General features: G+C 66.8%; 13 protein-coding genes and 2 pseudogenes. 5 read left to right on the forward strand and 10 right to left on the reverse strand.

Annotated elements, in window-relative coordinates; all coding sequences use genetic code 11:
• The coding region (locus E4L98_RS22825; RefSeq protein WP_229257521.1) for a LysR substrate-binding domain-containing protein at positions 1-319 on the forward strand (319 nt) is incomplete at its 5' end.
• Positions 320-335: 16 nt separating this feature from the next.
• Here E4L98_RS22825 and E4L98_RS22830 read toward each other — a convergent pair.
• From E4L98_RS22830 to E4L98_RS31330, 6 genes and pseudogenes are all read right to left on the reverse strand, one after another.
• Positions 336-1,892: an alpha-N-arabinofuranosidase gene (locus tag E4L98_RS22830; protein WP_135203836.1), complete on the reverse strand. Its 1,557-nt coding sequence runs from the start codon at positions 1,890-1,892 to the stop codon at positions 336-338.
• 88 nt (positions 1,893-1,980) lie between these two features.
• Complete coding sequence (locus E4L98_RS22835; protein ID WP_229257522.1) at positions 1,981-4,995, reverse strand: glycosyl hydrolase family 28-related protein; 3,015 nt, start codon at positions 4,993-4,995, stop codon at positions 1,981-1,983.
• 14 nt (positions 4,996-5,009) lie between these two features.
• Complete coding sequence (locus E4L98_RS22840) at positions 5,010-6,317, reverse strand: gluconate:H+ symporter (protein ID WP_229257523.1); 1,308 nt, start codon at positions 6,315-6,317, stop codon at positions 5,010-5,012.
• Positions 6,318-6,330: 13 nt separating this feature from the next.
• Positions 6,331-9,270 carry a TonB-dependent receptor domain-containing protein gene (locus tag E4L98_RS22845; protein ID WP_135203837.1) on the reverse strand — a complete coding sequence of 980 codons (2,940 nt, stop codon included), beginning with the start codon at positions 9,268-9,270 and terminating at the stop codon, positions 6,331-6,333.
• 114 nt (positions 9,271-9,384) lie between these two features.
• Positions 9,385-12,045 carry a glycoside hydrolase family 3 C-terminal domain-containing protein gene (locus E4L98_RS22850; RefSeq protein WP_205746813.1) on the reverse strand — a complete coding sequence of 887 codons (2,661 nt, stop codon included), beginning with the start codon at positions 12,043-12,045 and terminating at the stop codon, positions 9,385-9,387.
• A 132-nt stretch (positions 12,046-12,177) separates the two neighbouring features.
• Positions 12,178-13,223 (reverse strand): annotated as a pseudogene (locus tag E4L98_RS31330) (LysR substrate-binding domain-containing protein).
• Positions 13,224-13,285: 62 nt separating this feature from the next.
• Between E4L98_RS31330 and E4L98_RS22860 the strand changes: the two are divergent.
• Entirely contained in the window at positions 13,286-13,909 is a 624-nt protein-coding gene (locus tag E4L98_RS22860; RefSeq protein WP_135203838.1) for an isochorismatase family protein, read from the forward strand.
• On the opposite strand, the gene E4L98_RS22865 is transcribed toward E4L98_RS22860, so the two are convergent.
• Entirely contained in the window at positions 13,906-14,820 is a 915-nt protein-coding gene (locus E4L98_RS22865) for a LysR family transcriptional regulator (protein WP_135203839.1), read from the reverse strand. The two genes, E4L98_RS22860 and E4L98_RS22865, sit on opposite strands and share 4 nt — an antisense overlap.
• A gap of 111 nt (positions 14,821-14,931) precedes the next feature.
• Here E4L98_RS22865 and E4L98_RS22870 point away from each other — a divergent pair, with 111 nt between their 5' ends.
• From E4L98_RS22870 to E4L98_RS22880, 3 genes are read left to right on the forward strand one after another with little or no spacing between them, the layout of a single operon-like run.
• Positions 14,932-16,023: a porin gene (locus E4L98_RS22870; RefSeq protein WP_135203840.1), complete on the forward strand. Its 1,092-nt coding sequence runs from the start codon at positions 14,932-14,934 to the stop codon at positions 16,021-16,023.
• A 17-nt stretch (positions 16,024-16,040) separates the two neighbouring features.
• Positions 16,041-16,826 carry a substrate-binding domain-containing protein gene (locus tag E4L98_RS22875; protein WP_135203841.1) on the forward strand — a complete coding sequence of 262 codons (786 nt, stop codon included), beginning with the start codon at positions 16,041-16,043 and terminating at the stop codon, positions 16,824-16,826.
• An 18-nt stretch (positions 16,827-16,844) separates the two neighbouring features.
• Positions 16,845-18,173: an MFS transporter gene (locus E4L98_RS22880; RefSeq protein ID WP_135203842.1), complete on the forward strand. Its 1,329-nt coding sequence runs from the start codon at positions 16,845-16,847 to the stop codon at positions 18,171-18,173.
• 4 nt (positions 18,174-18,177) lie between these two features.
• Here E4L98_RS22880 and E4L98_RS22885 read toward each other — a convergent pair whose 3' ends face one another.
• The 3 genes and pseudogenes from E4L98_RS22885 to E4L98_RS30160 all read right to left on the reverse strand — a co-directional run.
• On the reverse strand, positions 18,178-21,153 hold the full coding sequence (locus E4L98_RS22885; RefSeq protein ID WP_135203843.1) for a TonB-dependent receptor: 2,976 nt from the start codon (positions 21,151-21,153) through the stop codon (positions 18,178-18,180).
• Between the two features lie 75 nt (positions 21,154-21,228).
• The gene (locus tag E4L98_RS22890; RefSeq protein ID WP_135203844.1) at positions 21,229-22,155 is read right to left on the reverse strand and encodes an alpha/beta hydrolase; all 927 of its coding nucleotides are present in this window, start codon (positions 22,153-22,155) and stop codon (positions 21,229-21,231) included.
• Positions 22,156-22,382: 227 nt separating this feature from the next.
• Positions 22,383-22,649: pseudogene (locus tag E4L98_RS30160) on the reverse strand (hypothetical protein); the annotation flags it as partial.

Here is a 22,649-nt window from a genome sequence, read left to right on the forward strand (position 1 = left end):
CACCTGGACGGTCGTCGGCCCGGCGGGGCCGGCGCAGATCGCGGTCGAACCCGTGCTGCGCCTGGCGTCCCTGTTCATGGTGCGCGATGCCGTGCGGCTGGGGGTCGGCGTGGCGCGCCTGCCCTTGTCGCTGGTCAGCCACGACCTGGCCGCCGGCACGCTGGCAAGCTGGGGCGAGATCGACGGTCCCGAGATCGCCCTGTGGGCGCTGTACCCGTCGCGCCGCCTGCTGAGCGCGCGCGTCTCCGCCTTCCTCGCCTACCTGAAACAAGCGTTCCCGCTGGGGACGCCGGAAGAACTGGCGTCCCATATCGGCTGACGCGGTTGTGCCGGGCTTACTGCTCCACCGCCACCACCGCCACCGAACGCGGCGCCAGCGTCAGCACGGGCCGGCCCTGCACCATGCTGGCCGTCAGCGGCTGCGGCGTCACGGTATCGGGCGCGGCGAAGGTGTTGACGCTGTCGGCCTGCGGCGCCGCCAGGATCTGGCCGCTGACCGCGACGGCCGGACGACCGCTCACGGCCAGCGCGATCTCCACCGGGCGCTGGTAATCGATATTGGTCAGCGCCACCCACAGCTTGCCGTTGGCGTCGCGCGCCGCCATCGCATCCACGCGCGGCATGGCGTATTTGCCGTAACGGTAGCGCTCCGGTTTGAAGCGGGCCGGCAACAGCGTGGCGTCATGGAACGGCACGTACATCCTGAACACATGGTAGGTCGGCGTCAGCACCATTTTTTCCTGGTCGGTCAGGATCATCGCCTGCAGCACGTTGACCATCTGCGCGATATTCGCCATGCGCACGCGCGCCGCGTGCCGCGCGAAGATATTCAGGTTCAGCGCCGCCACGATGGCGTCGCGCTGGGAATTCTGCTGCATCAGGAAACCGGGATCGGTGCCGGGCGTCGGCGCCAGCCACGCGCCCCATTCATCGACCACCAGCGCCACCTTTTTCTGCGGATCGTAGCGGTCCATGATGGCGCCGTGCTTGCGGATCAGGTCATCCATGCCCAGCGTCTCCTGGATGAAACGCGCATATTCGGGCTCGCCGAAACCGGTGGCCTTGACCGACGGCGGCCAGCCGTTCAGCGTGTAGGAGTGCAGCGACAGGCCGGCGATGTCCCAGCTCCACACCTTGCCGGCCCAGGCGCGCATGATGGTTTCGGTATATTCGGTCTTGGCGCCGTCCGGACCGACCGCGATCTGCTGCATGACCTGGGCCGGATTGTAGTTGCGGCTGAAGTGGGAATACATCTTCAGCTCTTCCAGGTAATGCGCGGCACTCATGGCGCCGCCGCAGCCCCAGCTTTCGTTGCCTATGCCCCAGAAGGCCACCTTGTACGGCGCCTTGTGACCGTTGGCGGCGCGCTCGTCGCCGAGCGCCGTCTGTTCGGCGGTCAGGTACTCCAGCCACTCGGCCGCTTCCTGGCGGGTGCCGGAGCCGACGTTCGCCGAGATGTAGGCGTCGGCGCCGATCTGGCCGACGAAGTCCATGAATTCATCGGTGCCGAAGGTGTTGGGTTCGACCACGCCGCCCCAGTTGGGATTGCGTCCGGCGCGGCGCTGACTGGCCGGGCCGATGCCGTTACGCCAGTGGTATTCGTCGGCGAAGCAGCCTCCCGGCCAGCGCACATTGGGCACCTGGATGGCCTTCAGCGCGGCCACCACGTCGTTGCGGATGCCGCGCGTGTTGGGAATCGGCGAGTCGCGGCCGACCCAGACGCCGCCATAGATACCGTGGCCCAGATGCTCGGCAAACTGGCCGAACAGGTGGCGGCTGATGGTAGGGCCGTCGGCGGCCGGGTCGATGGTGACGGTGATCCGGTCCGCCGCCGTGGCGGACAGCGCCGCCGACAGCACCAGACCAGCCAACAGAATCAGGGGATTGTTCATGATAGCTCGCGTGTCGAGAGTAAAAAAACCGCTCCCGTGCAGGCGAGCGGCGAAGGCCACGGGCGTGGCCTGGAGAACCGGGGGTACGTCAGATCCTGGCCGCGTACAGCGCGTGGTGGGTCAGGATGTACAGCGTGCGGCGGTCGGCGCCGCCGAAGATCAGCTGCAAAGGCCGCGCCGGCACATCGATGCGGCCAGCTTGTTTGCCGTCGGCGCCGTAGATGAACACCTGGCCGTTGGCGACGTAGACCTTGCCGTCAGGTCCGACGGCCGCGCTCTCGCCGCCGCGGTCGGCCACCTGTTTCAGCTCGGTGATGGCGCCGCCCGCGCCGATCAGACCACTCAAGGTCAGGTTTTGCGAGGCGTTGGTGAACACCACGCGCTGGCCGACCTGGCCGTAGACAAAGCCATGCGTGTCCAGCGTATCCGACCAGCGGTAGCCCAAGTGGTCGAGCGGGCCATGGCGGGTGACGCGGAACGCCGGCAACACCAGACTGCCGTCCGGCGACACGTATTCGCGCGGCTTCGGCTGCGCGGCGTTGCGCGCGAAGATCTCGGCCAGGGTGGCGAATTCGTAGGTGTCAGGATTCAGCTGGTCCCAGAATTCGCCGTTCGCCCAGTAATTGACCGGCAGCGCCAGCCGCGCCTGCGGGTGCGCGCTGACCGGGGTCGGTTCGATCACGGATATCAGCGTGCCCGGCACGTTCGGCTTGAGCGCATACACGGTGCCGTCCTTGCCCGCCGAGGACAGCACCAGCAGGTTGTCGCTGCCGTCCACCGCCAGGTTGACCGGATCGAGCGGGTAATCGTTGACGATCTTCAGACCCTCGCCATCGGCATAGCTGTAGATGCGCTGGAAGTGGCGGTCGATGAAGTACAGGCGCCCTTTCGAGTCGACGGCGGCGCCGGCGATCGAGTAGAAGCCCTGTTCCAGCTGATCGACCTTGGCGGCACTGGCCACGGCGGGCGCGCCGGCCGGCTTGCCGTTGTAATCGTACACCGCGAACATGCGCTCGCGGCCCTCGATCCGATTGGTCACGTCGGTAATGGCGTTCTCATACGGGTACTTGGACGCGCGCAGATAAGCCGTGCAGCCATTCTCGTCGCAGGTGGGGAAGCCGCTCTCGCCATTCACCGCCACGTTGCGGAAGCGGATGTCGCTGGAATTGCTGATGCGCACAGCGGTCGGCGCCGGCTTCATCGAGCGCGTCACCCGGTAGGCGTGGTAGTTGGCCAGCAGGATGTTCTTCGAGTTGCGGATATCGAGCGAGACCGAATCGGCGCCATCGCGTACCTCTTCCTCGGTCTGCGGCGCGTGGAATTCCCAGTTGGCCACGCCGTCCAGCACGATCTCGTTGCGGATGTGGTGCTCGGCCGACAGCTCGTACACGCGGCCCGGCGTGCTGGTGTTGGTCACGTAGAAGCCGGCCTGCGCATGGCCGGCCGGGGTCCACACGCCGGTGAAGGTACCGCCGCCGCCATCGGTCACCCAGATGCTCGGATACTGGCGGTCCCACCAGGCCGAGGTATCGAAGCGCTCGCTCTTCCTGAACGGATCGGTGGGCGAACCATAGCCCCACTGGATGCGGATATCGTCCACCAGCGAATGCTCGCCGGCGCGCCACAGCAAGGCCACCGCGCGCGGATTGACTTCGCCGGTGGCCAGGCCGATGCCGGTGACGATGGCGTCGCCGCCGCGCGCGCTTTCCAGCAGCGCCTTGGGCGTGTCCGTGCCCTGGTACAGCGGCGAACCGTTGGGCAGCACCAGCCGGGTCAGGCCCGGATGCAGGCCGATCAGCACGGTATCGGGTTTCAGGCGGATGGTGTCGCTGACCGCGTAAAAGCCCAGCGGCAGATAGACCACGCGATGGCTGTCGATGGCTTTCTGGATCGCGGCAGTGTCGTCGCTGACGCCATCGCCCTTGGCGCCAAAGCCGCGCACGCTGGCCCACTCGGCGGTGGGCGGCAGCGCGCGCATGATGCGGTCCTTGCGCTCCTGCGCCGGCAGCGCGGCGGTGCGGTAGTTGGTGTCGAACTGTCCCGGCTCGCTCAGGCTGGCCAGCTTGAGGCCGTGATTGAATTCCGCCACCTGGTAGTTGCGCCCCTGTCCCGCCAGCTGCTTGCCGCTGTCGCGGAAACGCGCAAACACCGGCACGTTGCGCGCGCTGATGCGTTCGAAGCCGACCTGGGTGTAGGCGTTGTTCTCGTTACTGACGATCACGCCCGCTTTGGAGACATTTTCCATGCGCACATCGGCGCCCCACAGCCAGTCGCCGTAACCACGGTCGATCTCGATGCCGACCGGGGTATTGCGGATTTCGGTATTGCCCAGCGTCAGCGCCGCCTCGTGCTCGCGGATGGCGGCGTCGCGCTGGCCGTCGAACTGCGAATCGAGCAGCGTGAACTGCCAGGCCGGCGAGGTCTTTTCGGCCAGGATGCCATAACGGCCGCCGTAGAACTTGAGGTCGTAAGCGATATTGCCGACCTGGTAGACGCCGGCCAGCCCCGATCCCATGCGGAAATCGATGTGCGACAGATTGGAGTGCTGCGCCGTGTGCATGCGCACGCCGCTGGCGGCGGGATTGCCCTCGCCCACTTCAAAATCGACGTTGGACAGCACCGAGTAAAAGGTCGAGGAATTGGCGTCGCGCACGGCCTTGCCCGGCTCGGCGCTGAACGGCACCGCGCCCGGCACCGGCTGCGCCACGCCGCCGATGTTATAGGTGTCGGTGCCGGTGAAGATCACCATATTGGCCACGCCCTTCTGGAATCCCGGCGTGTTCGCCCCCAGCACCAGCACCGGCCGCGTCTTGCCGACGCCGTACACACGCACGGCAATCGGAATCAGGATGCTGCGGCTGATGCGGTAGCGGCCGGACGGCAGGAACACCACGCCGCCGGCGCCCTTGTTGGCGGCGCTGTCGATCGCCTGCTGGAGGGCGGCGCTGTCGTCGGCCACCCCATCGCCTTTGGCGCGCACCACCACGGCGCGGCCATCGTCCGGCAGGCTCTGGTAGGCCGACACCGAGGCCGGCATGGCGGCCTGCACATTCAAGCCGGCCGCCAACAGCAGCAGCGGCAGTTTCATCAATTGCTTGTTCAAGCATGTCTCCTTTGTTATACGAACAGCGACAACAGCAGCACAAAAATGATGCCGAAGATGCCGACCAGCGTTTCCATCATGGTCCACGAGCGGAAAGTGTCGCGCAGCGACAGGCCAAAGTATTCCTTGAACATCCAGAACGCCGAATCGTTCACGTGACTGAACATCAGGCTGCCGGCACCGACCGCCAGCACCATCAGGTTGGGATTGACGCCCGAGACCTGCACCAGCGGCCCGACCACGCCGGCCGCCGTGACGCCGGCCACCGTGGCCGAGCCCAGGCACACGCGGATCAGCGTCGCCACCGCCCAGGCCAGCAGCAACGGCGGCACCGGCAGACTGGCCAGCTGCGTGCCGAGCTGGGCGCTGATGCCCGATTCGGTCAGCACCTGCTTGAGGCCGCCGGCGCCGGCGATGATCAGCAGGATAGGCGCGATTTCGCGCAGCGCTTCCTGCGCCGAGCCCATCACCTGCGGCAGCGTCTGGCCACGGCCAATGCCCAGCAGGAAAATCGCCACCACGTAGGACACCAGCATCACCACCAGCGGACTGGAGAGAAATGCCAACGGCTGCGCCAGTTCCGGCCGCAGCAGCGTCACCAGCGTCGATGCCCCCAGCAGCAGCACCGGCAGCAGCGCCGTGAAAAAACTGGCGAAGGCGGACGGCAATTCATGCACCGGCTTGGGCTCGCCGCGGAAGATCGCCGCCGGCTGCGCCTGGATCTTCCTGAGCGTCATGGCGAACACCGGGCCGGCGATGATCAGCGTCGGGATCGCCACCACCAGGCCGTACAGCAGCGTCTTGCCGAGATCGGCGTGCACGGCCGCCACCAGCGCGGTGGGCGACGGATGCGGCGGCAGGAAGCCGTGGGCGATCGACAGCCCGGCCAGCAAGGGCATGCCGAGCGCCACCGCCGGCCGTCCCGACTGGTAGACCAGCGAAAAGATCAGCGGGATCATCAGCACGAAGCCGACGTTGTAATACAGCGGCAGGCCGACCACGAATCCGGTGACGGTCATCGCCACCGGCATGCGGTTCGGCCCCAGCGTATCGATCAGGCTGATGGCGATGCGGCGCGCGGCGCCGGTGTCGGCGATCAGCTTGCCGAACACGGCGCCCAGGCAAATCACCACCACCAGCGAGCCCAGCAGGTCGCCGATGCCCTTCTCGATCACGCCGGGGATTTTCGCCAGCGGCATACCCAGCATCAAGGCGGCGGCCATCGCCGCCACCACGAACGCCAGCAGGGGCTGTACCTTGCCCCAGGCGATCATGATGGTCAGCAGGCCGACCGCCAGCAGTACGGCAAACAGATTCCACACAGCTGGCGTCTCCTTAGTAGTTCACGCGCACGCCGACGCGGTAGGTGCGCCCCACCGAGTCGTAGATCGCCGGATTGAGGCCGAGACTGAGGTTAGTCTGCGGCACCAGCACCGGCGCGCGGTCGGCCAGGTTGTCGATCTTGAAGTAGGCCGACACCTGTTTCGAGAAGTTGTAATTGCCGCCCAGATCGAAGTACAGCGCGCCCGGCATGTGGTTGTCGTAGATGGTCGGATGCGCGGCGGTCGGCAGCGGGCAGTTGGTCTGGCACTCGATGTATTCGTTGTTGAATACGCCGGCGCCGATCCAGCGCTCGCTCAGGTTCAGACCGAGCTTGCCGTTCATCAGACCGTCCCACGACTGCTGCACCAGCGCCTTCCACTTCGGCGTGGCGCCCGTCATGGCGCCGGCGCCCTCGATCGGCGTGGTGCCCGGCACGCCGGGATCGGAGATCGAGTGGATCATGCGCGAAGCCAGGCCGCGCAGGGTGACCGTGCCCGGCAGGCCGTAGTCCGCCAGGTTCTTGCGGTAGGCCATCTCGAAGTCGATGCCGCGCGTGTGCAGCGAGGCGAAGTTGAAGCTCTGCGCCAGCACATAGTTGGTGCCGGCCGGACCGTTGATCGACACCGCCGAGCACACGCTCTGGTTGCCGCCATAGCACAGGTCGACTTCCTGCTGCGGGTTCAGCGAGCTGATCACGTTGCGCACCTTGATGTCGTAGTAATCGACCGAGAAGTTGAAGTTGCGCGCCCAGCTCGGCTGGCTCAGCACCAGGCCGAAGGAATTGTTGCGCGCCTCTTCCGGCCGCAGCGCCGGGTTGCCGACGTTGCGCTGCTGGATCTGGATCGACTGGCCCTGGCTATTGTTGACGGCCTGGTTGGTCACCGTCATCGCCGCGTACAGCTCGGACAGATTCGGTGCGCGCACATCCTTGGAGCTCACCGCGCGCAGGCGCAGGCCATCGATCGGCGTCTGCCAGGTGCTGCCGACCTTCCAGGCGCGCGCCTTGCCGGCCGTGCTGTACTTCTCTTCGCGGTCAGCGATGTTGAGGTTGGCTTCGCCGAAAGTGGCCGACTTCAGGAACGGCACATTCAGCTCGACATAACCCTCGCGCACGGTGAACGCGCCCTTGCCGTTGTGGTAGTTACCGGCGAACCAGTTGTCGCCGCTGGTGGACAGGGTCGGATCGGCCGGATAGTTGGGGCTGTAAGGCGATTCCAGCGCCACGCCGGCGCCGTAGGGATCGCCATACACGGAGTATTCCTCGCGCCGCCATTCCGCGCCAAACGCGATCGAGATCGGACCGGCCCAGCCCTGCGCCAGTTCACCGTTGATGTTAGCGCTAACAACGTTTTGCGATGAATCCGTGTGCTGCATCGGTCCGTTGCTTGGCGCGATGTAGTTCCAGCCGGCCAGGTTGATCGGCACGTTGCCGAAGATGTTGATCGGCTGGCAGCCGGCGGCGCGGGCGGCGGCACTGCGGCAGACGATCTGGCCGGTGGCCGGATCCTTGATCGCGTCGATGGCGAAGTTGTAGCGCGGATTGAGCGTGATGTCCTGCACGTGGATCACGGTGGTGTTCTCGCCATGCTCGGCGTAGGCGTCGTACGACCATTCCTTGCCGAACAGGTTGAACTTGCCGTCCGCGCCGATCACGCCGCGGCGCTGGGTGCGCATCGGGTGCACGCTGATATTGGCAGGGAATTCGCCGTTCGAGGTGCCCACCGACATCACCCCGCTCGGGTAACCGGACAAACAACCCGCCGCCACCGAGGCCGGCAGATAGGCGTTGTCGCAACGGATCGACAGATTACCCTGCTTGGCCGCGCCTGGATTTGGCGAGAACGCGGACGTGACCTGCGCCCAGTTGCCGGTGACATAGATTTCATTGTCGGCATCCAAATCCCAGGAAATGCGGCTGTAGGCCACCTGACGCTTGAAATTCATCGACAGGTTGGTGCCGGCGCCGACACTGCCGTCGCGGTCGCCGCCGATACAGAAGTTGCCGACGCAGTCCGTGCCGTACTGGAACGGATACGGCGTGCCGCCCGGACCGAACGCCGTGCCCTTCAGCGGGCCGTTGGTGATCAGGCCGTATTTGGCGTACTGGATGTGCTGGGCGTTGATGATGCTCTTGTAGCGCGGCGCACCGGCGGCCTGCATGGCGGGCGTGGATTCCTGCAAGGCCGGATTGGTGTACCAGTCGCGGCCACCGGCGCCCACCTGGCCGAAGCCCGGCGAGTCGATGCCGTTCTGCTTGGTGAATTCGCCGCTGAGGGTGACGTGCAGGCGGTCGTCGGCAAAGCCCCGGCCCCACGCGGCCTGCAGGGTACCGCTCTTGTCGTCGTGGTATTTGGTCTCGCCGCCGGCGACGTTGGCCTTGAAGCCGGTGAATTTCTTGTCGGTGATGAAGTTGACCACGCCGCCGATCGCGTCCGAGCCATACGAGGCCGAGGCGCCGCCGGTCACCACGTCCACGCGCTTGACCAGCAGTTGCGGGAACTGGCTGACGTCGGTCACGCCGGTGACATTGGCGCCCACCACGCGCTGGCCATCCAGCAAGGTCAGGGTACGCAAGGTGCCCAGGCCGCGCAGCGACAGCGAGGACAGGCCCTGAATACCGCTGGAGGTGGAAAAGGTGTTGGTGGTGCGGCCGGTACTGCCCTGCAGCGCCGGCAGTTCGATCAGCGAATCGAAGATGTTCGGCTTGGCCGCCTTGTCGAGATCGGCCGACGACAGGGTGGTGGTCGGCGTTGGTTGGGTGAAGCCGCGCGCGGCGATGCGCGAGCCGGACACCACCACGGTATTCTCGCTGCTGGCCGGCGCGACGGCGCTGTCGGCCGGTTTGGCGGCCTCCGGGGTGGCGGCCGGCGCGTCGGCCTGGGTCGGCTGGGATTGCTGGGCCTGGCCCGGCATGGCCAGCACGGCGCAGGCGCCGGCGACGGCCAGGTGCATCAAACTCCGTTGAAATGGCGATTGCATATAGTCTCCGCTTTTTTTGTGTTCGTTAAGTGGTCTGTGGGTACTGCGTCTTTATCGTGGTCGGTGGGCCTCCTGCTGGTGACGGGTTTATGGTGCGATGGCGACGCTGCGCGTCAACACCAGCGGTGCCTGCTGACCGGCGACGCCGGCTGCCGGCTGCCCCGAGCCGACGCTGAGTTGGTATTGCCCCGGCGTCAGCTGGCGCACGCCATCGCGCGTGACGAAACTCAGGTCGCGCGGCGACAGGCGGAAGCTGATCTGCCGGCGTTCGCCGGCCTTCAGCGTCACGCGCTGGAAGCCGCGCAGCGCCAGGCGCGGTGCGCCTTCCAGCGCGGGGGGCGTCAGATACAGCTGGGCCACTTCATCGCCTTCGCGTGCGCCGGTGTTGCTGATCTCGGTGGTGACGATGACGCCATTTTCCGGCGCGCCGTCCACCGGCGCGACCCGCAGCGGCGCGTAGGCGAAGCTGGTGTAGCTGAGGCCGGCACCGAAGGGGTAGACCGGCGTGCCGGTGTAATAGCGGTAGGTGCGGCCCTTCATGCTGTAGTCGTCGAACGGCGGCAGGTCGGCCAGGCCGCGATAGAAGGTCAGCGGCAGGCGCCCGCCCGGATCGGCGCGGCCGGTCAGCACGTTGGCGATGGCCAGGCCGCCGGACTGACCCGGATACCAGGCCTCCAGGATGGCGGCGGCGTGGTCCTTCGCCCAGGACAGGTCGAGTGCGCTGCCGTTCATCAGCACCACCACCAGCGGTTTGCCCAGCGCCCTGGCGCGCTCCAGCAACTGCCGCTGTTCGGCCGGCAGGTGGAGCGTGGTCTTGTCGCCGCCGGCAAAGCCGTCCACCTTGATGGCCATCTCCTCGCCTTCCAGGTCCGAGGTCAGGCCGACCACGGCGACGATCACATCGGCATCGGCGGCGGCATGGCGCAGGTCGGCGTCGGCATCGCTGGATATGCGTTTCCAGAACAGGCCGGGCACGCCGGTGCTGCCGGTCTCGGCTTCGAAGTGCAGCGGGTAGCGCTGGCCCTGGCGCAGCTGCACGGTGGTCAGCTCCAGCGGTTCGCCCCATTTCGAATAGGCGCTGGCCTCCAGCACCGGCTTGCCGTCCACCTTGAGCGCGCCCTTGACGCCGCTGACGCCCAGCCGGTACGCGCCGGTTTCGGGCACGGTCAGATAGCCATCCCACACCGCCTTGTGATGGTCGGCGACGGCCTTGAATTGCAGGGCTTGCGCTGCCAGCCCCGGTTCGGTGCGCGTCAGCACCGGCTTGCTGTCGTACCGCTCGCCGCTGCGGTTGTAATATGCCACCTGCAGGCCCGGTTTGCCGTCCGGCGTGCGCAGGGCGGAAGCCGGCACCGGATCGCCATCGGTGATCGAGGCGCCGGCTGGCGCCAGCCTGATCTGTGCCGACGGCAGCACACGGCGCAGGCCCTCCAGCACCGAGACCGGCGGCGCCGACTGCGTCGACGAATAATTGCCGCGCAGGACGCGGGTGGCGTCGGCCAGCGGTCCGATCACCGCCAGTTTCAGGCCGGGCTTGAGCGGCAGCACGCCGTCGTTCTTCAACAGCACCAGGCTGCGGGTGGCGGCCTGCAAGGCCAGCGCCTGGTGCGCCGGCGTGCCGATGGCGCTGACCGGCACCGTGTTGGCGGCGCGCTGCGGCAGGCCGGCCAGATCGCCGTTGCGGTAACGCGCCGAGAACAGGCGCACCAGCGCCTGGTCGATGTCGGCCATGGCGATCAGGCCGCGCTGCCAGGCTTCGCGGTAGCGCGCGCCGAGGCCCGGCGTCTCGCTCAGCGTCTTGGTGTTGCACTCGTTATCGGTGCCGGCCTTGAGCGCCACCGTAACGGCGGCGGCCGGATCGCTCGCGTACTTGTGCTGTTCCGAGATATCGGTCACCGCATCGCAGTCGGACACCACATAGCCCTTGAAGCCCCAGGCGCCGCGCAGGTGCTGCTTCATCAGCAGTTCGCTGCCGCAGGCCGGCTGGCCGTTGATGCGGTTGTAGGCGCACATGATGGAACCGGCCTGGCCATCGACGATGGCGGCGCGGAAGGCCGGCAGATAAGTGTCCTCCAGGTCGTGCGCCGAGACGAAGACATCGGCCACGTGGCGGGTCGATTCCGGTCCGCTGTGCACGGCGAAATGCTTGGGGGTGGCGACCACGTCCGGCAGCTCCGGGTTATCGCCCTGGATGCCGCGGATGAAGGCGACCCCGAGCGTCGCCGTCAGGTGGGGATCTTCGCCATAGGTTTCCTGGCCGCGTCCCCAGCGCGGATCGCGGAAGATGTTGATGTTGGGTGACCAGGTATCGAGGCCGGTGCCGATGCGGCCCAGGTGCCCGGTCTCGCGGCCCAGCGTGTGCAGCGCGCGCACCTCGGTGCTGATGGCGGCCGCCACCTGCCGCACCAATGGCGCGTCGAAGCTGGCGGCCAGGCCTATCGGTTCGGGGAAATTGGTGGTGGGCAGCGGCCCCAGCGCACCGTGCAGCGATTCGGTCCACCAGTTGTACGCCGGGATGCCCAGGCGCGGCACGGCCGGCGCCACGTTCAGCAGCTGATCGATTTTTTCGTCCAGCGTCAGCTGTTCAACCAGGGCGCGGGCGCGCGTTTCGGCGTCCGCGCGCGCATCGGCGGCATGACCCGGAGTTGGCCCCGCCAGGCCCAGCCACAGCGCCGACAACACCAGCCCCATCCTGCCGGCCTTGCCTGCCCCCGCACGACCCTGTAAGCGGGCCTTATTTCTTCGCATGTTAGTCTCCATGTTAGCAAAGCAAAAAAATGTTTGCGATAACATCTTTGCCCGGCGCAGGTAAATATAATCTCAACTTGCCAAAAAAACGATAATTTTTTTTACGACACCGATACCGTTATCGGTATCGCTTTACATGGCTGACGCTTGCACGGACTGCTGCGGTGTTTGGGTGCGCTGCGCAAACGCCTCGCCGAAATGGGCGCTCAGGAAGTCGATCAGGCTGCGCACCGCGGGCAGCATGCCGCGTGGGGTGAGGTACAGCAATTCTATCCGGTGCTCGGCCGCATGCCAGTCCGGCAAGACCGGGGATAAATTCCCCTGCTGCAGTGCGGCAAAAACAATCGGCTCCGGCAGCAGCGCAATGCCGATGTGCTGGAGGGCCGCATTCATCTGCAATTGCAGATCGTCCGTGATCAATCGTGGCCGCAGCGGCACACGCGTGGCCCGATGGTCCGGTCCGAACAATTCCCAGTGCACCTCGCCGTGCCGCGCATCGCTCGCCTGACACACGGTCTGTGCACTGAAAAGTTGTGCCGGGCAGGCCGGTCGGCCGGCCCGCGCCAGGTAGTCCGGACTGGCCACCAGGACGCGTCTGGCGCCGCCCAGCGTGCGCACACCATGCCCGGCGGCGGCGCGTCGGCGCACTGCGCCCGCAGGCTGACATCCCAGCCCTCGCGCAGCAAGTCGGGCGGCTTGTCCTCCGCGCGCAACTCGACGCTGACGGCCGGATAACGCAACAGGAAGCGCCCCAGTAGTGGCGCCACCACGCTCTGCGCCATCACCTGCGGACAGCTCAAGCGCACGATGCCGCTGGGCGCCGCGCGCAGTGTTTGCATACTGTCGAAAGCGGCTTGCGCCTTTTCGATCACCGCCAGCGCCTGCTCGTAGAACAGGCGCCCCGCCTCGGTCAGCGCCACGTTCCTGGTGTTGCGCTGTAGCAGCCGCACCTGCATCCCATGCTCCAGCGCCGCCAGCCGGCGGCTGAGTCGCGTCTTGTCCACGCCGCTGGCGCGGGAAGCGGCCGAAAAGCCGCCATGGCGCACCACCTCAACAAAAAAAGTCAGGTCGTTCAAGTCTTGCATGGGTCTCTCTCGATGATCGGTGCATTGCTGCACCAGTCCTTTGCATTGTCCACCACTTATTGTCGCCCGGCCGCGCCAGTATAGTCGTCTCATCACGCGCCACCTGACACTGCTGGCCGTGAGCAGCCACTTTCACGCTTTTAAAGGAGCTCATCATGGGTTACCAACGTCTTACCGCCGACAATGCCGTCGCACTATTTGTCGATCACCAGACCGGCTTGTGCAACGGCGTGCACGACCAGGGCATGCTGGAATTTCTGAACGGGGTCACCGCGCTCGCCGAGCTGGCCCGCAGCTTCGAGCTGCCCACCATCGTGACCACCAGCGCCGCCGACGGGCCGAACGGGCCGGTGCTGCCGGCGCTGGCCAGCCTGCTGCCGCAAGCGCAGGTGATACACCGTCCCGGTGAAATCAACGCCTGGGACAACCAGGAATTCGTCGCGGCGGTCCGGCGCAGCGGCAGAAAGAAGCTGATCGTCGCCGGCGTCTCGACCGATGTGTGCCTGGCCTTTGCCGCGCTCGGCGCCAGGGCCGACGGCTACGAGGTCTACGCCGTCATCGACGCCTCGGGCACGTGGAACCCGCTGGTGCGCGAGGTGGCGCTGGCGCGCATGGTCCAGGCCGGCGTCACGCCCATCACCTGGGTCGCGGTGGGCGCCGAACTGATGGGCGACTGGCGCAGCCCGCACGCGGCCAGCCACGGCGAGATGATGTCCCGCCACTTGCCGTTCCACGGCAACCTGGTCGCCAGCTTCGACGCCGCCCGGGGCGCCGGCTAAGGCGCGGCCGCCGGCCGCTGCGACCAGGCGCGCTCCAGCATGTCGAACAAGGTGCGCGCGGCCGGCGCCATGCTGTGGTTGCGCTTGCTGATCAGCCCCAGCGTGCGGTGGATCTCCGGCTGCACCAGCGGCACGCCAATCACGGCCTCGTGCGCTCCCGCGCGGACCGACAGGCCCGGCACCGCCGCCACGCCCATCCCGGCCTCGACCAGCGCCAGCACGCCGGCCACGTGATTGACCTCGCAAAAGATCAGCGGATGCTTCTCGACGCCGGCCAGCGCGGCGTCGATCACGCTGCGGTTACCGCTCGATTTCGCCACCGAAATGTAGCGTTCGCCCACCGTCTCCTTCCAGCTCAGCTTCTTGCGGCGCGCCAGGCGGTGCTCGCGCCGCATGGCCAGCACGTAACGCTCGACATAGATCGGCTCGAACACGATTTCCGCATCCTCGGCGCCGCTGAAATTGATGCCGAAATCCGCCTCGCCCGCCAGCACCAGGTTGAGCACGTCCTGCGCGCTCTCGTCGTGGATACGCACGCGGATGCGCGGAAAGCGCTCGCTGAAGCGCTTCAGCACCTCGGGCAGGAAGTGCTGGACGGCGGACGGCACGCAGGCCAGCGTGACCGTCCCCGTGCGGTGCGCTGCCAGGTCGGCCACGCCCAGCACCGCGTCTTCCAGCCCATCGAGCGCGGTGCGCACATTCAGCAGAAAAGTCTGCCCGACATTGGTCAGCTGAACGCGGCGGGTGGTGCGCTCGAACAGCTTCACGCCCAGGCCCTCCTCCAGTTTCTCGATCCGCCGGCTGAGCGCGGACTGCGACAGGAACAGGTCGGCGGCGGCCTGGCGGAAGCTGGCCCGTTCGGCCACGGCGACAAAGGCGTGCAGGTCGTGCAAATCGTAATTGATGCGCATGGTGCATTAATCCGCTTAAAAATTGCGATTATCAAATTATGCCATTTGGCGCACCATGCAGCCATCGCATATCAGCCTCGCCAAGAAGGCACGCCATCAAGGAGACACCCCGTGCGCCATTCCTGCACTTTCGCCGCCCTGCTCGTCGCCAGCGGCGCCTGCCCGGCCCAGACCGACATGAACCTGTACGGCATCGTCGATCTCGGCCTGCGCGGCACCAGCGGGCTGGGCGCCAACAACGCGCCCACCGCCTCCGGCCACACCGAGGCCGTCAGCAGCGGCATCAACCAGACCAGCCGCTGGGGCCTGCGCGGCCGTGAAGACCTCGGCGGCCAGTGGGCGGCGCTGCTGCGCCTGGAAGGCGGCATCAATGCCGACACCGGCGCCACCGCCAAGAGCGACCGCCTGTTCGACCGCCTGGCCTGGGTCGGCCTGGAAACGCCGTACGGCACCCTGGCCGCCGGGCGCCAGACCAACCTCCTGTCCGACGCCCTGATCACGGTCGATCCGCTGGCCAAACGCGACGCCAGCTTCAACCCCAACGTCAATATCGCTGGTCTGAGCAACACGGCGTTCGGCACCCACGCCTTCGGCCGACAGTACGGCCCGAGCGGCTACGCCGACAATTTCTACCGGCTGGACAACACGCTCAAGTACACGCTCAACAGCGGTCCATGGCTGGCACGCGCGGCCTGGTCGTTCGGCGAGGTGCCCGGTGACGGCCGCGCCGCCTCCAGCCACGGCGCGGCGCTGTCCTACCAGCAGCCGGACTGGGTGGTGTCGGGCGCCGCCTCGCAATTCCGCAGCCGCGACAACCTGCCGCTGGACGCCTGGACGCTGGGGGCCGCCTGGCGCCTCGGCGGCTGGCAATTCAAGGCCAACACGGCGCGCAACCACGCCGACACGGGGCCGCGCCAGACGGTGCGGCAGCGCGTGCTGTCGGCCGGCGTCAGCCGCCAGGCCGGCCGCGACCTGCTGGTCACCACCGCCTGGTACCGCGTGCGGCGCGAGGCCAGCGGCTGGCGCGACGACGGTTTCGACCGCGCCTTCCTGTTTATCGAAAAAACCCTGGCGCCGCGCACCACCGCTTATGTCGAAGCCGATTACACGCTGTGGCGCGGCGACGCCGCCGGCCTGACCGCGACCCTGCCCAACGACCGCCACGGCGCCGGCCTGACGCTCGGACTCATGAAGAAGTTTTAACGCAAGAAAGGATGCCCATGCGACCCCACCATTTCAACCGCCGCGCGCTGGCCGCCCTGGCCGCCCTGGCGCTGGCCGCCACGGCCCAGGCCGGCGATCTGCGCATCGTCAGCTCGGGCGGCTTCGCCCAGGCCTACAAGGAACTGGCGCCCGCCTATGAACGCGGCAGCGGCGACCAGCTGCAGTCGGCCTGGGGGCCATCGATGGGCGCCACCGCCAACGCCATCCCGGCGCGCCTGGCGCGCGGCGAGGCCATCGACGTCGTCATCATGGTCGGTGAGGCGCTGGACCAGCTGATGGCCGAGGGCAAGCTGGAGCCGGGCAGCAAGGTGGTGCTGGCCAATTCACCGATCGCCTGCGCGGTGCGCCACGGCGCCCCCAAGCCCGACATCGGCAGCGTCGACGGCCTGCGCCAGGCCCTGCTGAGCGCGCCGCGCGTGGCGTATTCCGACAGCGCCAGCGGCGTCTACATCCAGCAGGAATTGCTGGACAAGCTGGGCATCCGCCAGCAAATGCAGGGCAAGGCCGCGCAGATTCCCGCCACCCCGGTCGGCGAAATCATCGCCCACGGCGAGGCGGACTTTGGCTGCCAGCAGCAAAGCGAACTGCAACCGGTGGCCGGGATCGACATTGTCGGCCTGCTGCCGGAGGCCGTGCAGCGCCGTACCCTGTTCGCCGGCGCGCTGGTGCGCGGCGCCGAGCACGCGGCGTCCGGCCGCGCGCTGCTGCGGTTTCTCGCCGCCCCCGCCAACGCCGCCACCATCCGGGCCACCGGCCTGGAACCGGTGACGGCTCCCCACTAACCCTCCGGAGTATCCATCATGAGCTTACCTTCCACCGTCGGCGCGGTCCCCGCGGCGCCGCCCGCCGCCGCGCCAGCGCGCCCCGCTTCCAGGCTCGGCAGCGTGATCCGCGTGACCAGCGGCAATTTCATCGAAATGTATGATTTCTTCCTGTTCGGCTTCTACGCCAGCCAGATCGCGGCCGCGTTCTTCCCGGCCACCAGCGAATACGCGGCGCTGATGATGACCTTCGCCACCTTTGGCGCCGGCTTTTTCATGCGCCCGCTGGGGGCGATCCTGCTGGGCAGCTATATCGACCGCATCGGCCGTCGCAAGGGCCTGGTGCTGACGCTGGCCATCATGGCGTCCGGCACCGCGCTGATCGCCTTCGTGCCCGGCTATGCCAGCATCGGCCTGCTGGCGCCGCTGCTGGTGCTGCTCGGCCGCCTGCTGCAGGGCTTTTCGGCCGGCGTGGAACTGGGCGGCGTGTCGGTCTACCTGTCGGAAATGGCGACGCCGGGCCGCAAAGGCTTCTATGTCAGCTGGCAGTCGGCCAGCCAGCAGGTCGCCGTGATTTTTTCCGCCGCGCTGGGCTATGCGCTCAACCAGCTCATGCCCAAGGAGGTGATCGCCGACTGGGGCTGGCGGATTCCGTTCTTCATCGGTTGCTCGATCATCCCGGTGGTGTTCTACATCCGCCGCTCGCTGCAGGAGACGCAGGCGTATCTGGCGCAGAAAAGCCATCCGACCTTCGGCCAGATGATGCGCACCATCGCCCGCAACTGGCCGCTGGTGACGGTGGGAGCGATGCTGGTGGTGATGACCACGGTGGCGTTTTACATGATCACCGTGTACACGCCGACCTTCGGCAAGAGCGTGCTCAAGCTGAGCACCGAGGACAGCCTGCTGGTCACGCTGTGCGTCGGCGTGTCGAACTTCATCTGGCTGCCCGTGATGGGCGCGCTGTCGGACCGCATCGGCCGCTGGCCGGTGATGGCGGTGTGCTCGGCGCTGACCGTGCTCACCGCGTACCCGGCGCTGTCGTGGCTGGTCGCCCATCCCAGCTTCGGCAACATGGTGCTGGTGGAACTGTGGCTGTCGTTCCTGTACGGCAGCTACAACGGCGCCACCATCGTCGCCCTGACCGAGATCATCCCGGTGCAGGTGCGCACCACCGGCTTTTCGCTGGCCTACAGCCTGGCGACCGCGCTGTTCGGCGGCCTGACGCCGCTGCTGTCGACCTGGCTGATCGAATTCAGCGGCGACCGCGCCGCGCCCGGCTACTGGATGGCCTTCGCGGGCGCGGTCAGCCTGGTGGCGACCTTCCTGGTCTACCGCGGCATCGTCAAGGAACGACGCGCCGCGTGAGCGCTCAGAACTTGTAGCGGGCGCCGATCATGTAACGCGGTCCGGCCTGCGTCACATTCAGGGTCGATGCCGCCGTGCGTCCATGCTGACGCTGGGTGGCGTCGTTGAGGTTGATCGCCTCCAGCTGGAAGCTCAGGTTCTGGTTGTAGTTGTAGCCGACGCTGACGTCGACCTGGCCGTAGGCGTCGGTGTACACCGGCGCCGCGCGGCCATTGCCATCGACCGTGGCGGCCAGGAACTCGTCGCGCCAGTTGTACGCCACCCGCACCGACCAGGCCTTGTTCTCGAAGATGCCCACCACGTTGGCCGAATTGCTCAGCCCCAGGATCGCGAACTGGTCGTTGACGTCGGCGTTGTTGTACTTCAGCGGCGAGTGCACGTAGGTGTAGTTGGCCTGCACGCCGAAGCCGCTCTGGCCGAACATGTGCTGCACGTTCACCTCGGCGCCGCTGACGCTGGCCGACTTCTGGTTGGCGTAGGTGGTGGTCTGGAAGTTCAGCAGCGGGTCGGTCGGCAGGCCGGTGATGGTGCCGTCCAACATGCCGTCGCCCTTCACGCCGGTCTTCTTGACGCCGGGCTGACCATCGAAGTTGGCCAGGATGTAGTTGCGGATGCAGTTGGTGTCGGCCGCGGTGCAGCCATGCGCCAGCGCCTCCTTGTAATACGCGCCGCCGACCGGCGTATGCAGGTCGTACAGGGTCTGCGAGATCAGGGTCTGGCCGGCGTAGTTGTCCAGGTTCTTGTGGAACAGCGCCAGCGACAGCACGCTCTGCTTGTCGTAATACCATTCCCACGACAGGTCGAGGTTCTTGGACTTGACCGGTTTCAGCGCCGGATTGCCGACCGAGGCGGTGCCGCCGGTGAACACGTTGGCGATGGTGCCCAGCGTCAGGCCGCCCTGCAACTGGTCATAGCGCGCGCGGCCGATGGTGATGCCGGCGCTGGCGCGCAGCTTCATGTCGCTGCGGATGTCGGCGTCCAGATTGATGGCCGGCAGCACATTGGTGTAGGACGCATCGGTGCTGCTGAAGGCCTGGCCGCCGAAGGTGATCGGCAGCTCGTTCTGTGCCACCCACACCACGGCGTTGCCCGGCAATACCTGCGCGCGCGAACTGATCCGGGTGCGCTCGACCCGCAGCCCGACCGACGAATGGAACGGCAGCGCGGTGTCCCAGTCGGTGTCGAACGCCAGATAGCCGGAACTGGTCTTTTCCACCAGCGTGCGGTCGGTGTCCGCGCTGGCGAAGTTGGGCAGATAGGCGGCCTGGTTGCCGACCGCGTTGGCGGTCACCTGGCGCACCTTGGCGAAGTCGAAGGTGTACAGTGTGCCGAACAGGTCCGGCGAGTTGGCGCCTTCCAGCTTGTTGAAATAGGTCGACAGGGTGTTGGCCTGGAACAGGCTGGCCGGATAGTCCGAGGCCTTGGTGGCGCCGCCCCAGGTGTTGTTCTGCACGTTCGAATAGGTCGAGCGGTTGGAGGTATCGGTGTAGCCGACGCCGAAGTTCAGGTTGGACGCTTCCATCACCTGCAGCGTGCCCTTGGCCTGCGCCTGCTTGATCACGGATTTCTCGTAGCTGTTGTGGAACCAGGAGCCGGCGGCCTGGATCGGCGCGTTGACCAGGTCGGCCGGACGCATGCTCAGGATCGGCAGCTCGTGGGTCAGGTCCAGCTTGACCGGTCCGCGGCTGAAGCTGGCGTTGGACAGCGCGTTCTCGCTGCCGAACGGGCTGTCGGCGCCCGACTCGGCGGTCGAATGGTGGGCGTCGAACTCCAGCTTCAGGCCGGCACGCGGTTTCCAGGCGGCGTTGAAGCCCAGCGACTGGTTCTTGGTCTTGGTGGCGAAGTCGCTGCCCACCACCGAAATATCCTGCGGCGTCGGGTACACCTCCGCGTAGGTCAGCGGGCTGACCACGTGACCGCTGGGCCAGGTGCTGGTCGAGGTCGGGGTCTGGGCGAACCACACGCTCAGCTCGTTGCGCTTGGTCTGGATCTTGTTTTCCGAATAGGTGTAATCGAGCGTGGTGGTCAGTTCCTTGACCGGACGGAACTGGAAGGTCAGCTGGCCGTTGGTGCGCTGCCGCTGGACGGCGGCCACGTTGTAATTCATGTTTTGCGGGATCGAGTACAGCGCGTCCTGGGCCGGGCGGTTGGTGATGTTCTGCGCGCCCGGCTGTCCCGGTTGCGGCAAGGTCTGGCCGTCGATCACGGCCGAACCGAGATAGGGCCCCTGATAGCCGTTGAACAGGCCGGCGCGGTTGAAGCCGGAATCGCGCTTCTGGTAGCTGGCGCTCAGCGCCACGCCGAAGCGGCCGTCGGCGCTGGTGTTCGAATAGATGCCCGACACTTCGGGGGTCACGCTTTTTCCCTTCATCGACTCCGGCACGTGGTCGTTGGAGGTGTCCTTGACCGCCTTCACCCCGACGCTGGAATGCAGGCCCGGATTGTCGAACGGCCGCCCGGTGATCACATTGATGGTGGCGCCGATGCCGCCGGTGGGGCTGTCGGCGCGGCCGGTCTTGTAGACCTGCAGCTGCGAGATCGCTTCCGACGCCAGGTTGGAGAAGTCGAACGAGCGGCCGGACAGGTCGCTCAGATCGGTGGTCGGCATCTGGCGGCCGTTCAGCAGCACCAGGTTGAAGTCCGGCCCCAGGCCGCGCACGGTGACCTTCTGGCCCTCGCCGTTGCTGCGGTCGATCGAGACGCCGGAAATGCGCTGCAGCGATTCGGCCAGGTTGGTGTCAGGGAATTTGCCCATGTCTTCGGCCACGATGCCGTCAACGATGCCGTCGGCGTTGCGCTTCATGTTCAGGGTGGACTGCATACTGGCCCGTATCCCTGTCACGATCACTTGCGGGGCGTCGCTGGCGCCGGCGCTCTGGCCGTCGGCGGCCGCCTGCTGGGCCTGGACCGGAACGGCCAGCGCGCTGCAGGCGCCGGCTACGGCCAGGTACATCAAACTACGCTGAAATGGTGTTTGCATAAAGTCTCCGTGTTTTTTATATTGACTGGCATCGGACCGGTACAACGGTTGATCTCGGGTCGGTCACCTCCCTGATCAATGCGCCGCGGCGGGACGCAGGTAGCCATGCATGCCCAGCCAGCGCGTATAGCTGTCGAACCAGCCGGTGCTGGTGGTGGTCTTCGGATACATGCCGAAGCCGTGGCCGCCCTGCTCGAACAAATGGAACTCCACCGGCCGCTTGGCGCCGCGCCAGCTGTCGATCAGGCCGTAACCGGCGTTGCCGAAAAAGGGATCGTCGGCCGCCAGGGCGATGAACAGCGGCGGCGCATCGGCCGGCACCGTCACCGCCGCCAGCGGGCCGTAGATGTTGCCGATGAAAGCCGGCCTGGCATCCTGCCCATGCAGCGCGGTGGCCATGGTCAGCATGGCGCCGGCCGAGAAGCCCAGCATGCCGATGCGGTCCGGATCGACATGCCATTCGCGCGCGCGGGCGCGCACCAGCGCGAATGCGGCGCGGGCATCGGCAATCTGCGGCGCGTAAGCGCTGGCCGGGTCCTGCGGCGCCGGCGGGCGCTTGGCGGTGGCCGAGAACATCTCCGCCATCGCGCGTTCGAATCCGGGCATGTCGGCCGGCGTCTGATTCAGGCGGTATTTGAGCACGAAGGCCGCCACGCCCTTGTCGGCCAGCGCCTGGGCCACCTGCCAGCCCTCGTTTTCCATCGACAGCGTGCGGAAGCCGCCGCCCGGCGCCACGATCACCGCGGCGCCGCTGCCCTTGCCCGCCGCCGGCAGGAATGGCGTCAACGTCGCCAACGTGACGTTGCGCGCGAACACGCTGTTGTACTGGCGGTGCCAGGATTCCTGGTTGGCGGCGTCCGGCAGGGGTCCGGTATTCAAGCTGATCGCGGTCGGTTGCGCCGGGGTGGCGATCGGGGTCATCTTGTCGTTTTGTGCAGCGGCCGGCGCACTCAGTGCGCACGCCAGCGCCAGCGACAGCAAAGCTAGTCGTGCATGGTTCATGTTGTCTCCTGTTATTGTTCCAACGGTGGCGGCCAACTACGGATGTTAGCCACCATGTTAGCGGCGCTAAAAATGTTTGCGATAACATTCTTGCCCGATGCGTGGAATCTAACCCTCAAATTAGCAAGAAGCCAATTACTTTTTTGTGCGGATCAATATCGAAAATGACATCCGTCGGCGGCCGCGACGGGGCGACGTGCGCGACTGCGGCGGATTTTTGCGAGGGCTTAGCGGGGCGGGATGGCGAAGGGCAGCCGGCCCTCTTGCTCACAGCGCCGGGCGCTCTGCCCGGCCTGCTCGAATGCCGAGCACAGGCGGTTACCCTGCGGGTCTTCCAGACTGGGGTGAATCCGCAACAGATAGCTGCCGGCACGCCACGCGCGCGCGGGTGTGAAGCGCCATGCGCGCTCGCCCGCCGTCAGTGTGGCGAGGCCGGGGACGCGTCCGCCGTCCGGCCCTTGCAAGGCGAGCTGCGCGGCAGCGGCGCCATCCCT

The organism is Duganella callida (assembly GCF_004614165.1).
Classification (GTDB): domain Bacteria; phylum Pseudomonadota; class Gammaproteobacteria; order Burkholderiales; family Burkholderiaceae_D; genus Rugamonas; species Rugamonas callida.